Source organism: Janthinobacterium sp. PLB04 (assembly GCF_021165895.1).
Classification (GTDB): Bacteria; Pseudomonadota; Gammaproteobacteria; order Burkholderiales; family Burkholderiaceae_D; genus Janthinobacterium; species Janthinobacterium lividum.
The window spans coordinates 1,886,929-1,899,771 of sequence record NZ_CP088968.1 but is presented as its reverse complement, the minus strand read 5'-3'; the positions used below and the strand labels follow the sequence as shown (position 1 = coordinate 1,899,771).

12 protein-coding genes and 1 tRNA gene are annotated in these 12,843 nt (G+C 59.2%); all 13 read right to left on the bottom strand.

The features are described 5' to 3' along the window. Positions 1–29: 29 nt before the first annotated feature. Positions 30–818 carry a polysaccharide export protein EpsE gene (gene epsE, locus LSO07_RS08255; protein ID WP_034782113.1) on the bottom strand — a complete coding sequence of 263 codons (789 nt, stop codon included), beginning with the start codon at positions 816–818 and terminating at the stop codon, positions 30–32. A gap of 45 nt (positions 819–863) precedes the next feature. Continuing rightward, entirely contained in the window at positions 864–1,853 is a 990-nt protein-coding gene (locus LSO07_RS08250; protein ID WP_318526562.1) for an EpsD family peptidyl-prolyl cis-trans isomerase, read from the bottom strand. A 629-nt stretch (positions 1,854–2,482) separates the two neighbouring features. Next, positions 2,483–3,865 (bottom strand): undecaprenyl-phosphate glucose phosphotransferase, encoded by a 1,383-nt coding sequence (locus tag LSO07_RS08245; RefSeq protein WP_034782111.1) that lies wholly within the window; start codon positions 3,863–3,865, stop codon positions 2,483–2,485. 8 nt (positions 3,866–3,873) lie between these two features. Continuing rightward, positions 3,874–5,145, bottom strand: a complete 1,272-nt coding sequence (epsL, locus tag LSO07_RS08240) for an XrtB/PEP-CTERM-associated polysaccharide biosynthesis outer membrane protein EpsL (RefSeq protein ID WP_151093262.1) — start codon at positions 5,143–5,145, stop codon at positions 3,874–3,876. A 40-nt stretch (positions 5,146–5,185) separates the two neighbouring features. Further along, positions 5,186–5,875 (bottom strand): CAAX prenyl protease-related protein, encoded by a 690-nt coding sequence (locus tag LSO07_RS08235; protein WP_225317214.1) that lies wholly within the window; start codon positions 5,873–5,875, stop codon positions 5,186–5,188. A gap of 149 nt (positions 5,876–6,024) precedes the next feature. Continuing rightward, complete coding sequence (locus LSO07_RS08230; RefSeq protein WP_034782110.1) at positions 6,025–7,917, bottom strand: ATP-binding cassette domain-containing protein; 1,893 nt, start codon at positions 7,915–7,917, stop codon at positions 6,025–6,027. 172 nt (positions 7,918–8,089) lie between these two features. Further along, positions 8,090–8,164: transfer RNA gene (locus tag LSO07_RS08225), tRNA-Arg, on the bottom strand. A gap of 70 nt (positions 8,165–8,234) precedes the next feature. After that, positions 8,235–8,969 (bottom strand): PEP_CTERM-anchored TLD domain-containing protein, encoded by a 735-nt coding sequence (locus LSO07_RS08220; protein WP_175445124.1) that lies wholly within the window; start codon positions 8,967–8,969, stop codon positions 8,235–8,237. A gap of 121 nt (positions 8,970–9,090) precedes the next feature. Continuing rightward, on the bottom strand, positions 9,091–9,483 hold the full coding sequence (locus LSO07_RS08215; RefSeq protein WP_034782311.1) for a RidA family protein: 393 nt from the start codon (positions 9,481–9,483) through the stop codon (positions 9,091–9,093). 26 nt (positions 9,484–9,509) lie between these two features. After that, on the bottom strand, positions 9,510–10,670 hold the full coding sequence (locus LSO07_RS08210) for an acyl-CoA dehydrogenase family protein (RefSeq protein WP_151093260.1): 1,161 nt from the start codon (positions 10,668–10,670) through the stop codon (positions 9,510–9,512). 1 nt (position 10,671) lies between these two features. Then, positions 10,672–11,526, bottom strand: coding sequence for an enoyl-CoA hydratase family protein (locus tag LSO07_RS08205; RefSeq protein WP_151093258.1), 855 nt, complete (start codon positions 11,524–11,526; stop codon positions 10,672–10,674). A 2-nt stretch (positions 11,527–11,528) separates the two neighbouring features. Then, entirely contained in the window at positions 11,529–12,041 is a 513-nt protein-coding gene (locus LSO07_RS08200) for a MarR family winged helix-turn-helix transcriptional regulator (RefSeq protein ID WP_081345395.1), read from the bottom strand. Positions 12,042–12,054: 13 nt separating this feature from the next. Further along, on the bottom strand, positions 12,055–12,843 hold the full coding sequence (locus LSO07_RS08195) for an SDR family NAD(P)-dependent oxidoreductase (protein WP_151093256.1): 789 nt from the start codon (positions 12,841–12,843) through the stop codon (positions 12,055–12,057).

Below are 12,843 nucleotides of genomic sequence, written 5' to 3'. Positions count from 1 at the left end.
ACAAATCATCCGGACGTGCGCGACGCAAATTAAAACAGGCTTTCCCTGACATACACGACGTCGTCGGTTTGCAGCAGATCATCGTGCTTCGCTTCAATCGTCTCCAATTTACCAGCGGTGTCGCGGCGCTTGATGCGCATGCTGCGCTCCGTGCCACGCTGCGTCAGGCCGCCACCGACAGACAGCGCCTGAAGGACGGTCATGCCCCGTTCGAGGCGGAAGGTCCCAGGACGCTGTACTTCTCCATAGATATAGAAACGCGGCGTGCGTTCCACGTAAATCACGTCATTGCCAGTCAGATTAACGTCACGGTCCAGTGAACCGGCGCGCACCATTTCGATAATGTCGATCACTTCCTTGCTGGTCTTGCCATCACGCTTGCGGATCAGATTGATGGTATCGCCCGCATCGGCTGTAAAGCCTCCCGCCATTGCCAGCACATCCATCAGGCTGCGCTTGCCTTCGAGCGGATAACGTCCAGGACGATTCACCTGCCCCAGCACGGATACCTGCTGGCTCTGCAGCGAAGTTACGATGATATTGACCTGTGCCTTGCGCAGAAAACCGCCGCCTTCGAGAAGGTTGCCAATTTTCTTTTCTGCAGCGGCAACGGAAAGCCCGCCAATGGGTACAGCGCCAACCAGAGGAAACGTGATCTCACCCGCTTCGCTGACGCGCGTTTCCAGACCAAGGTCCGGGCTACCGTACACGGAGATTTTCAGCACATCGCCTGCACCGAGCAAAACATCGGCGGCGCCGGCGACACCAGCGGTCAGCGCAAAAAAGGCTGCCATCATCCACATTGCAAGTCGTTTCATGATTTGCCTGCTTCCATAAAAATTGCGTTCATCTTATACCGGGCATTACTTCAGCCCAGCTGCTCCACGTTCATTCATTTCGTTCGACACTGCTGCCGGCGCGGCAGGCGCTGACACCGACGCCGACGGGGCAGCCGAAGCCGAAGCAGCTGTCGAGGCTGCGTCCTTGCCCGCGGCAGGCTTGTTCAGATATTCGATCTTTGCCGTTGCGCGCAAACGCTTGAGCTCAGCATCGGCCACTTCCTTGGTTTTCTTATTGGCGAGAAACTGTTCGATTTGCGGCGCCGCCTGGGCCAAGGTCACTGGGCTATCCTTGATATCGACCAGCGAAATCAGCAAGGTACGGTCGCCTTCGCGAATGATGAATAACTGTCCTTTTGGCATGGTCAGCAGCTTCCCGCTCAACTCCGGCGCCAGATCGGCGCTCGAGCGGGACAATTGCGTACGACCATACTTGACCTGATGCGTGTCGAGCCAGGCAGCCACGTCATCGAGCGACTTGGCTGCGTCCATTGCAGCCTTCAGCGCATCATTCATATCGGCGCTGGCAATAATCAACTCGCGCATATCGAACTGCTTGCGCTGGCTGAAATACTGTGGATTCTTTTCAAAATACGCTTCCACCTCGGCCTTGCCCGGACGGGGCAGCGCACCGATCTTTTTCTGCATATAGGCCTGTGCAATGATCAAAGACTTCGCGCGCTCGACCGCCTGCACTACCTTGGGGTCGCGGTCCATCTTTTCCTTGACCGCTTCGTTCAACAGCAATTGGCGATCGATCAGCGATTCCAGCAGTTGCTTGCTCGCGGCTTCTTGCTGCACAGCCTGTACATTGGCACGCTGCATTTCCTCATTGAGCTGAAGAACAGTAATTTCCTCGCCATTCACACTTGCCAGTGCCTGCCCGGCCTTTTTTTCTTTATTGCCACACGCGGCCATCCCTACTGCAGTCAGCAAGACCAAGGCCGAACACAGCATACGAGAGTTCAGTTCCGGCACGTGGACACTCCAACGTTGTTTATGCAAGAGGTTCAAAATTACTCCTTTAGTTCAGAAAAGAAATCGATCACGACAATTTAATGACAAAAAACACAACTATACTATCAAAAAATATTGCCAAAATAACAGATTTCTCATGAAATTATGGGACTTGGCCACATAATTGTCAATATTATAAATATGATACACAATGTACAAGAGCCGCCGGAAAGTATTTGCTTAAAAATCCATTAAGCAGATTTAAAAACAACTGTTTCCAAGAAAACTCACAGCCACAGCCATTTCATTCGTTACCTGCAGATTAACAAAATAGCATTTCTTGTGCTTGGTACGTATGTAGTTTCCTGCGGGCACGCTGTCGTAACGCGTTCCCGCGCAGGATCGGCGAGGATGGGGCCGTAGTCTGAAGCGCAGCATGGACAAACCACCGGCGGGTGAGAAGGCGAAGCCATGCGAACCAGGCCGGCTGCCGGCAAGACAACCGAAGCAATACGCGTGGCCACCTGCCGTCACATGATGCTGTCGCACCTTTCTCATATTGTTCTTTGCATTACGCCTGGTTCGCCGGAACGGACCATGGGTCCGTACTTCGAATGCTTGCTTCATTTTAACGCGTATTGATCTGACGCAAAACAAATTCCTACAGTGTTGCGGCGTCACTGCACTCAATGGGCATTGTCACGCTTGAGTACAACTTTCACCGTGCGCATGATGATCCACAGATCCAGCCAGAGTGACCAGTTGCGCAGGTAGTCGAGGTCAAAATGAATGCGCGCTTCCATCTTGTCCAGGGTTTCTGTCTCGCCGCGCAATCCATTCACCTGCGCCCATCCCGTGATGCCGGGCTTGACCTTGTGACGCAGCATGTATCCTTTGATCAACTTACGATACTGCTCATTGTGCGCCACCGCATGGGGACGCGGCCCGACTATGCTCATGCGGCCCTGCAACACATTGATAAATTGTGGCAGTTCATCGAGTGAACTGCGACGCAGGAAACCGCCGATGCGCGTGACGCGCTGGTCGTTCTTCGTGGCCTGCACCACCTTGTCGCCATCCTCGCTGACCGTCATCGAGCGGAATTTATACACAATAATTTCCTCGCCATACAAGCCATAGCGGCGCTGGCGGAAAATCACGGGACCTTTCGAGGTCATCTTCACGGCAATGGCGATGATCAGCATCACTGGCAACAACATGATCTGGATCAGCAGGCCCAGCACGATGTCGCTGCCGCGCTTGACCATGCTGTTAAAGCCCGTAAACGGCGACTCACGGATGGCGATCACCGGCATGCCGCCCACATTATCGAAGCGCGCCTGCATCAGGTCGAAGATATAGATATCCGGCAGGAAGTACACGGACGCCGTCGTATCCTGCAATTCATCGAGCATCTTGCGGATGCGCGGCTGGGCTGAAATCGGCTGGCTGATGAATATCATCTTGATATTATGTTCGCGCACATAGGCGGCAATATCAGCCATCTTGCCCAGCATGGGTTCACGCATCTTCTCCGGCCATCGGTCATCGGTACGGTCGTCAAAAAACCCCCGCACGCTCATGAACAGGTTCGGATTGCGCTCCACGGTCGTGGCAAACTTCAGGCTGGCGTCATTGGCGCCAATGATGACGACCGAGCGCACTTCGCTGTCGCGCCCGGGATCGGCCACCATGCGCCGTGCGGCAAGATGACTGAGCAGCAATATGAATGGCGTCAGCAGAAACCAGGCCAGTACCAGCTCGCGGTCGAAATGGAACGCCAGTCCCGTCGCCGAGCCGAGAAAGATCAGAATCAGGGCGGTAATGCCCCAGCTGACAAAGACATCGCGGGCGTAAGCGAGCATGCGGCCGCTGCGCCACGTACGGTAGGGGTCGACATACTGAAACACCGACGATGAAATAAAAAACGCCAAAATCATCAGCACCAGCGAATAACCGGTAAAAGGCGAACCCGACAGGACTGACAGCAGGTACAGCATCCCCATGATGATCAATGGGTCGAGGATGCGCTGGAAAAATGAAATCAGGGGTATATCATTGACCGTCATAATACTCATCAGAACTGGATGCTGGCGTTAATGGAAGCGCCTTTGGCACGGTAACTACCTGTGTTGATAATGGGAGCGCCTCTGCGCGTATCGCGGAATGCGCTGACGCCCAATTGAATATTGGGCCGCGGCGCATAAGTCAGACCGATGCTGGCCGTCTTCGTGGTGTCGTCGACATCGACGGGCAGCACCAGGCCGCTCGCCGCGGAAAAATCGCGTTTCTCGCGCCGCAGTTGCGCATCCATGCGCACTTTGGCCGAGATATCCCAGGCAGCGGCAAGGCTGGCGCCATTATTCAAGCTACTGGTAATTAAGGAATTTTCCACTGCAGCAAATTCATGCCACAGGCTTCCCGTAAAACGCACCTTGCCGAGCGGGGCCCAGTTCACGGTGACGCGCCCATTGGCACCGCTGGAATCGCGTCCGGAAAATAGCTCGTTCTTGCGTTTCACCCAGCCGCCAAGCAGCTGCACTTGCGTCACGCCGCTGAGAATCCAGTAAATATTCGCCTTCACCTCGTCCTGCTCATACCCCTGTTCAATACCGAACGCAGCCAGGTTTTCCCGGTTCGGATAGCTCCCTTTCAAATGGCGCAGTTGTATGCCGATCCGGCTTCCGCTGGCGGGCAAATAATCGAAGCCCAGCTCAATGGCATCTTCTTGCCTGTTGGAAAATCTTTGCGCAATCGAATCATAACTATATCGATCGCGCGAGAATCCCCCCCGCACGCGCCAGCTGGGATGAAAGCGCCAGCCGCCATTCGCATACTCGCGGCGTATCGTGCGCAAGTTACGTTCCGAGCTTCGCAAATCGCTGAACGGCGTCAGGGTCTGCGCATAGCTGGCACCCACATGGCCTTCGAGGTGATTCGCAATATGCCACTCGAGATCAGCCAGATAATCCTTGCCCGTGTAGTTGAGCTGGTCAAAATGATCAAAATAGACGCGTGACCACTTTACCTGCCCCGTCAGCAATTGCCGGCCGATGGGACGCTTGATCAGGAATCCCGCTTGCACCTGGCGCGAGGTGTCGGAGCGCTGCCCATCAAATCCGGGCACATTGTCATCGACGCGGAACAGATTATCGTCATACGAGTACGAGGTCGCAATAAAAGGCGAAATCGTATCGCTGATAGCGGCGCCAGCCGGCAAACTGCATGCCGCGCCACCGGCCGCCAACAGCGTAGCTGGCAATATGCGCGCCAGAGCCGAAGCCAAACGGTTGCGCTGCAATCCTGGTTGCCCGATACGGGCAGGGCAATGATACGATGAAGTCAACATGGGCATTGTCTTTGAAAGAGCAAACAGTTGGTTAGCAATATTACCAGTAAGTCCAGTGGCCGCCGGAAACAATCCAGAGTCCCAGCACGCCGTTGGTGACGCCGTGCGCCAGGATGGGCGACCACAGTGACTGACTGCGCATATAAAGCAGAGTATAGGCGGCACCAGCAACAATGCCCGCCAGCCACAAATTATGTTCAAAGCCAAACAACACGACGCTGATGACAAAAGCCTTGGCGCTGGCCAGACGTGGCTGGAAATTCAGGAAGTCAGGGGCATCGATCCAGCGCAGCAGGAAGGAGCGCCAGAACAGCTCTTCCATCACGGGCACCACCAGGGCGGCGCCGGCGATGCGCACGACCACCAGGCTCCACTCGATCCGGCCGTCATTGCGCGGATCGAAGCCGTCGGCACTGCCGATCATCATCCAGCCTGCGTCCAGGTTAATCCACAACAGAAAAACAACAAGCCCGGTGGCCAGCGCCACCGCCAGAGCACGCGCGCCCAGCGGCATCCACCGCAGTTCCGTGTAGCTGCGGCGCCAATACAACAACATGCCCAGCACGACGCCGATCTTGACGGCGTACAGCCAGCGCAGGTCCTGCGCGGCAAAGCCTGCCCGGCCCAGCATGTCGGCGATAAAGATAAAGGAGAGGTAGGCCAGGAATGGCGCTACCCGGGGCAAGGCGGCGCGGTCAAACATGCTGATGCGCACCGGAGGTGGAACCACGCGCCGGACGCCGTGGTCCGGCGCGCGTGTTTTTGATAACAAACATGCATCCCCCGATGTAAAAAATATAATTATATAATTATATCAAGCTGAACCGTTGCCGTGGCAAATAATCCTAACTTAATTACAACAGGAGAGGTGGAAAACAATCAACCGTTGGCGCGCGCCTCGATCTGCTCCCACTTTTCCAGCGCTTCCAGCAGTTCGCCTTCGATCTCGGCCACCCGCGCATTCAGGCGCTTGCCTTCGGCCGGCGTCTTTTTGTAGAAGTCCGGGTGCGACAGCTCGGCGGCCAGCACCGATTGCTCGTCTTCCAGCTTGGCGATCAGTTTCGGCAACTCTTCCAGCTCGCGCTGTTCCTTGTAGCTGAGCTTTTTCTGCTTGGCGGCCGGCGCGGCGGCCTCGACCTTCACGGCCGGCTTGCTGGCGGGCGCCGTGGCGATCGGCAAGGTGCGCACGCGCTCCCAATCCGTGTAGCCGCCGACGAATTCGCGCCACTTGCCCTCGCCTTCGGCAACGATCACTTGCGTGACCACGTTGTCGAGGAAGGTGCGGTCATGGCTGACAAGGAAAACGGTGCCAGTGTATTCTTCCAGCAACTCTTCCAGCAATTCCAGGGTATCGATATCCAAGTCATTGGTCGGCTCATCGAGCACCAGCACGTTGGCCGGCTTGGCGAACAGGCGCGCCAGCAGCAAACGGTTGCGCTCGCCACCGGACAGCGACTTGACGGGCGAACGGGCACGCTCCGGCGCGAACAGGAAATCGTTCAGGTAGGTCATCACGTGACGGCGCTGACCATTGATCTCGACCCAGTCGCTGCCTGGCGCGATGGTTTCCATCAGGTTGGCCTCTTCGTTCAGCTGCGTGCGCATCTGGTCGAAATACGCCACTTGCAGCTTGGTGCCCAGGCGGATGGTGCCCGTGTCCGACTCTTCCTGACCCAGGATCATCTTCAGCAAGGTGGTCTTGCCGGCGCCGTTGGCGCCGATCAGGCCGACCTTGTCGCCACGCAGGATGGTGGCGCTGAAATCCTTGACGATGACCTTGTCGCCATAGATCTTCGAGACGTTTTCCAGGTCCGCCACAATCTTGCCCGAGCGTTCGCCGGCAGATACATCCAGCTTGACCTGTCCCTGCTGTTCGCGGCGCGCATTGCGCGTCAGGCGCAGCGCTTCCAGGCGGCGCACGCGGCCTTCGTCACGCACGCGGCGGGCCTTGACGCCCTTGCGTATCCACACTTCTTCCTGCGCCAGGAACTTGTCGAACTTGGCGTTTTCCACTTCCTCGATTTCCAGCTGCTCCGCCTTGCGGGTCTGGTAAGCCGTGAAATTGCCCGGATACGACAGCAAACGGCCGCGGTCGAGCTCGATGATGCGCGTGGCAACATTGTCGAGGAAGGACCGGTCATGGGTAATGAACAGCACGCTACCCTTGAAGTCGCGCAACAAGCCTTCCAGCCACAGGATGGAGCTGAAATCCAGATGGTTGGTCGGCTCATCGAGCAGCAGCACGTCGGGCGCCGAGACCAGCGCGCGCGCCAGCGCCACGCGCTTTTGCATCCCGCCGGACAGAGTTTTCATCAGCATGTCGCCCGTCAGGTTCAAACGGTCGAGTACGGTTTCCACCTTGTTCGGCAAGCTCCACGCATCGGCCGCATCGAGTTTGACCTGGATGTCGTGCATGCGTTCCATCAGTTCGTCGTCATTTCCTTGGCCGAACTGGCCCGTCAGCGCATCGTATTCCTTCAGCCACGCCTGCGATTCGCCCATGCCGGAAGCGACGGCGTCGAACACGGACATGTCCGGGTCGAATTGCGGTTCCTGCTCCACATAGGCGATCTTGATGCCTTGCTGCATCACCAACAAGCCGTCATCGAGCTTGAACTTGCCCGAAATAACCTTCAACAGCGACGATTTACCCGTACCGTTGCGGCCGATCAAGCCGACCCGCTCCGAGGTTTCCAGTGAAAATTCCGCGTGATCGAGCAGCGCGACGTGACCGAACGCAAGTTGCGCCGATGAAAGAGAAATGACAGCCATAATGAGTAAGAGTGCTCGGGCGCCGTCTCGCGCACACCGCGTGGTGTGCAAAACAGCCGCCGATTGGATGAATGAAGCACGCATTGTACCGATAACTTGGACTTCAATCGCCATCGACCAGTAACTACCGCCTGGATGATCACAGGCTGCCGACGCGCGTTGCGTGGAAACGTGGTGTCGCCAGCAGGAATCGAACCTGCATTTAAGTCTTAGGAGGACCTTGTACTATCCATTGTACGATGGCGACACGCGCAGCGGCATTATACAGGCAAGCGCCCGTCATTGACAGCGTGGCAAGCGTGCGTTTGACGGGCAATTCAGGCCAGGATGTCCGGACGCCCGCGGCGCCGGACCCTGATCAGCACGCCCAGGCCAGCCAGCAGCAAGCCATAGGTGGCAGGTTCCGGTACCGCGCTGACAGTAAAGATCTGGATCGCGCCAAAGGTCACATTGTTACCCTGCCAAGTCGACCCATCTAGCAGGCTGATGCCGGAGAGGGGTTGGCCCAATGCATTATAGGTGTACAGAAAAGAGCCGCCGTTGTGCGTCAGGTCGCGCGGCACATACAAGTCATGCCCATAGCCGAAGGTGGGGCCGTAGTCGGCATGATTGTACGTTTGATCCTTGCCGATTTCGTCGCCATTGAAATACTGTTTCAATTGGGGCCGCATGAATCCTGACGTCAAATTGAACAGGAAGCCTGTACGCTGGCTATCGTCCATGGTCACATGCATGCCGTCGGTGGAACTCCAGCTTTGCGGATTGTAACCGCCAATCAGCCAGGTCTGTCCGGCGCTGTTGGTTGCTTCCATGACAGAAAAAGTACGTCCCTTGCCGTCGGATGCCTTGTGAAAATCCAGCGAGGTATCGCCCGCCGCCTTGGTATAAATATTCGTCAGCGCCAGGCGACCTTCGCCGAGCCAGGTTTCCAGCTGTGCCTGATAGCCGGGGGAGAGTAGCGACGTACCGGATCCCGCCTGCGCGCCCAAGCAAAAAACCATACCGGCCACGGCCAGAACCACATTCCTTGTCACTTTGAAATTAGTGCGCATCTCTACCTCGACTGTCAGTATTTAAAACCGGTGTATTTTCCGGTTGCCAAATATAACACGATAGATAATGTTTTTATATTTATTATTTAGATGCCGATACGCAATATTTCATAGCAGAAATTCATCCCGGCAGCACCGCCGTCACCTCGATCTCGACCTTCGCCCTGTCTTCGATCAGTCCCGCCACCTGCACCGCCGTCATGGCCGGAAAATGCTTGCCGATCAGCTCGCGGTAGGCAAGGCCGATTTGTGGATATGCCGCCACATATTCCTTCTTGTCCAGTACATACCAGTTCATGCGCACGATGTGCTCGGGCAAGGCGCCCGCCTCGGCCAGCACGGCGACGATATTTTGCAAGGCCTGGCGCACCTGTGCCGCAAAATCGTCCGTGTGGAACTGGCCCTGCGCATCCCAGCCTATCATGCCGCTGACGTACACCGTGCGCCCGCTGGCGGCAATGCCATTCGCATAGCCGCGCGGCCTGGCCCATCCCGGTGGTTGTAACACTTGCATATTGTTTTCCTCGTTGTTCATGCGGTTCATGCGTCCGCTGCCTCGCGCAGCAGTTCGCGCGCGATGATCAATTGCTGTACTTCGCTGGCGCCCTCATAGATGCGCAAGGCGCGAATTTCGCGGTACAGGCGCTCGACCGGATGCCCGCTGACCACGCCCATGCCGCCAAACAGTTGCACGGCCGCGTCGATCACCTGCTGCGCCGTTTCCGTGGCCGTCAGCTTGGCCATGGCCGCTTCCTTCGTCACCTTGCGACCCTGGTCGCGCTGCCAGGCGGCGCGGTAGGTGAGCAGCGCGGCCGCGTCGATGCCGGTGGCCATCTGCGCCAATTTTGCCTGCGTCAGCTGAAAGTCCGCCAGGGTTTGGCCAAACATCTGGCGCTTTGTCGCGTGGCGCAGCGCTTCGTCGAACGCGCACCGCGCAAAGCCCAGCGCCGCGGCGGCGACCGAGGTGCGGAACACGTCGAGTGTCGCCATCGCCACCTTGAAGCCCTGCCCCGCCTCTCCCAGGCGCTGCGACACGGGCACGCGGCAATTGGCAAAGCGCAGGCGCGCCAGCGGATGCGGCGCAATGACGGCGATGCGCTCGGCGATTTCCAGCCCGGGATTGTCGGCATCGACGATGAAGGCGCTGATGCCGCGCGCGCCCGGCGCCTCGCCCGTGCGGGCGAACACCACGTAAAAGTCGGCGATGCCGCCGTTCGAGATCCACGTCTTTTCGCCGTCGAGCACGTAATCGTCGCCATCGCGGCGCGCCGCGCACGCCATGGCCGCCACGTCGGAGCCGGCCTGCGGCTCGGACAGGGCAAAGGCGGCGATGCGCTTGCCGCTGGCCACGTCCGGCAAATAGCGCGCCTTGTTCTGCGCGCTGCCGAACAGGCCGATGGCGCCCGAACCGAGTCCCTGCATGGCAAAGGCGAAATCGGCCAGGCCGTTATGGCGCGCCAGGGTTTCGCGCATCAGGCAAATGGCGCGCGTATCGATCTTGCCGTCGATACCCGTGGCATGGGCCAGCCAGCCGCCCTGCCCCAATTGCGCCACCAGCGCGCGACAAGCCGCATCGACGTCGGCGCCGTGCGCGTCGTCCAGGTGCTGCGTCGCCCAGGCATCGAGTTCACGTTCCAGTTCTGCATGGCGCGCTTCGAAAAACGGCCAGTCCAGGTAAGTCATATCGCGTGTATATTGCATCTTAATCGCCCTCGAATTGCGGTGTTTCTTTCGCCACGAAGGCGTGATAGGCGCGGTGGAAATCGTTGGTGGCCATGCAAATGGCTTGCGCCTGCGCTTCCGCTTCGATGGCTTCATCGACACCCATGTTCCATTCCTGCTGCAGCATTTTTTTCGTCATGCCGTGCGCGAACGTGGGACCGCTGGCCAGGCCGGCGGCGAACAGCTGCGCCGCCTGCGCCAGTTCTTCCGGCTCGACCAGGCGGTTGAGCCAGCCCCAGCGTTCGGCCTCCGTCCCTGGCAAGGAGCGCCCCGTATACAGCAGCTCGGCGGCGCGGCCCTGGCCGATCACGCGCGGCAGCAAGGCGCAGGCGCCCATGTCGCAGCCGGCCAGGCCCACGCGGGTAAACAGGAAAGCCGTCTTGCTGCGCGCCGTGCCGATGCGGATATCGGAAGCCAGCGCCAGCATGGCGCCGGCGCCCGCGCAAATGCCGTCGATGGCGGCGATGATGGGCTGCGGGCAGGCGCGCATGGCTTTCACCACGTCGCCCGTCATGCGGGTAAACGCCAGCAGGCCTGGCATGTCGAGCTGCGTCAGGGGGCCGATGATGTCGTGCACATCGCCGCCGGAGCAGAAATTGTCGCCGCTGCCCGTGATGACCACGGCCTTGACGTCGTCCGCATGCGCCAGCGCGCGAAACAGCTCGCGCAGTTCCGCATACGAGTCAAAAGTGAGCGGATTCTTGCGCTCGGGCCGGTGCAGGGTCAAGGTGGCGACGCCTGCGTCGACGGAAAACAGGAAATGCCGCGCGGCGTAGCCAGCCAGGCTGGCGCGGTTGCCTGGCAGGTCTTGCGGCTGGCCGGGTAGATGGCGCATGGTCAATCCTTGAGGGAAGTGTTATTCAACTGCTGCTTCATGTGCGACAGCAGGTCGATCAATTGGTTTTTGTCGTCCGGCGTCACGCCGTGCAGCAGTTCCGCGATCCAGCCTTCGTGCACGCGCGCCATCTCGTCGAAAGCGCGCCGGCCGGCCGGCGTCAGCTTGACGCTGTACGAGCGGCGGTCCTTCGGATCGACCACGCGCGCCACGAGTTTTTCCTGCTCCAGCTGGTCGGTGATGCCCGTGATATTGCCGCCCGTGACCATCATGCGCTTGGACAGTTCGCCCATGCGCAAGCCATCAGGAAAGCGTTCGAGCTGCGCCATCAAGTCGAAACGGGGCAAGGTGATGCCGAAGGTGGCGCGCAATCGCGTGCGCACCTCGTTTTCAATCTTGACCGTGCACGAGAGCATGCGCAGCCACAGCTTGAGCGACTGGTGGTGGTCCTGCGTCAGCCGGCTTGCCAGGTCCAGCACGGGTTCTTCCGGTACGTTCTCGGTTTCTTTATCCATGGTCTTCATTCAGTTACATGACTTCGCCGCCGGCGACGGCGATCGATTGTCCATTCATGGCGGCCGACGCGGGCAGGCAGAGCCACGCTACCGCATCGGCCACTTCCCGTGGCTGCACCAGCCGCTGCTGCGGATTGCCGGCCGCCAGTTCCGCGCGCGCCGCGTCTTCGCCGCGCCCCGTCTTGCGCACGATGTTCTGCACGGCCTGCGCCACCATGTCCGTTTCCGTGTAGCCGGGGCAGACGGCATTGACGGTGACGCCGCGCGGCGCCACTTCCAGCGCCAGCGCGCGCGTCAGGCCGATCACGCCATGCTTGGCGGCGACATAGGCGCTGACATAGCGATAGCCTTTCAAGCCCGCCGTCGACGCCACGTTGACGATGCGCCCCCAGCCCGCTTCCAGCATGGCCGGCATGGCCGCCTGGCAGCAGTGGAACACGCCCGTCAGGTTCACGGCCAGCATCTGCTGCCAGATGGCCGAGTCCGTCTTGCCGAAGGGCGCCGCATGCGCCTGGCCCGCGTTATTGATCAAGATATCGATGCGGCCGAAATGCGCGGCAGCCTGCGCGAAGCCCGCCTGAACGGACGCTTCCACGCTCACGTCGAGCACGCAGATGGCGACCCTGCCCGCATGGCCCGCCTCTTCCAGCTGCATGCGCGCGCGCGCCAGCCGCGCGCCATCGCGCCCGGCCAAGGTCACCCTGGCGCCCGCGTCCAGCAAGGCGCGCGCGCAGGCCAGGCCAATGCCGCTGCCGGCGCCCGTCACCAGCGCATGCTTGTCGACTATCGCTTGCGTCTTCAT

What these genes read in the sequence shown, in the direction of transcription:
- LSO07_RS08195 (WP_151093256.1), bottom strand. Translation starts at nt 12,843, where the DNA reads ATGAAGACGCAAGCGATAGTCGACAAGCATGCGCTGGTGACGGGCGCC.
- LSO07_RS08200 (WP_081345395.1), bottom strand. Translation starts at nt 12,041, where the DNA reads ATGGATAAAGAAACCGAGAACGTACCGGAAGAACCCGTGCTGGACCTG.
- LSO07_RS08205 (WP_151093258.1), bottom strand. Translation starts at nt 11,526, where the DNA reads ATGCGCCATCTACCCGGCCAGCCGCAAGACCTGCCAGGCAACCGCGCC.
- epsE (WP_034782113.1), bottom strand. Translation starts at nt 818, where the DNA reads ATGAAACGACTTGCAATGTGGATGATGGCAGCCTTTTTTGCGCTGACC.
- LSO07_RS08215 (WP_034782311.1), bottom strand. Translation starts at nt 9,483, where the DNA reads ATGCAAGTGTTACAACCACCGGGATGGGCCAGGCCGCGCGGCTATGCG.
- LSO07_RS08245 (WP_034782111.1), bottom strand. Translation starts at nt 3,865, where the DNA reads ATGACGGTCAATGATATACCCCTGATTTCATTTTTCCAGCGCATCCTC.
- LSO07_RS08230 (WP_034782110.1), bottom strand. Translation starts at nt 7,917, where the DNA reads ATGGCTGTCATTTCTCTTTCATCGGCGCAACTTGCGTTCGGTCACGTC.
- epsL (WP_151093262.1), bottom strand. Translation starts at nt 5,145, where the DNA reads ATGTTGACTTCATCGTATCATTGCCCTGCCCGTATCGGGCAACCAGGA.
- LSO07_RS08220 (WP_175445124.1), bottom strand. Translation starts at nt 8,969, where the DNA reads ATGCGCACTAATTTCAAAGTGACAAGGAATGTGGTTCTGGCCGTGGCC.
- LSO07_RS08210 (WP_151093260.1), bottom strand. Translation starts at nt 10,670, where the DNA reads ATGCAATATACACGCGATATGACTTACCTGGACTGGCCGTTTTTCGAA.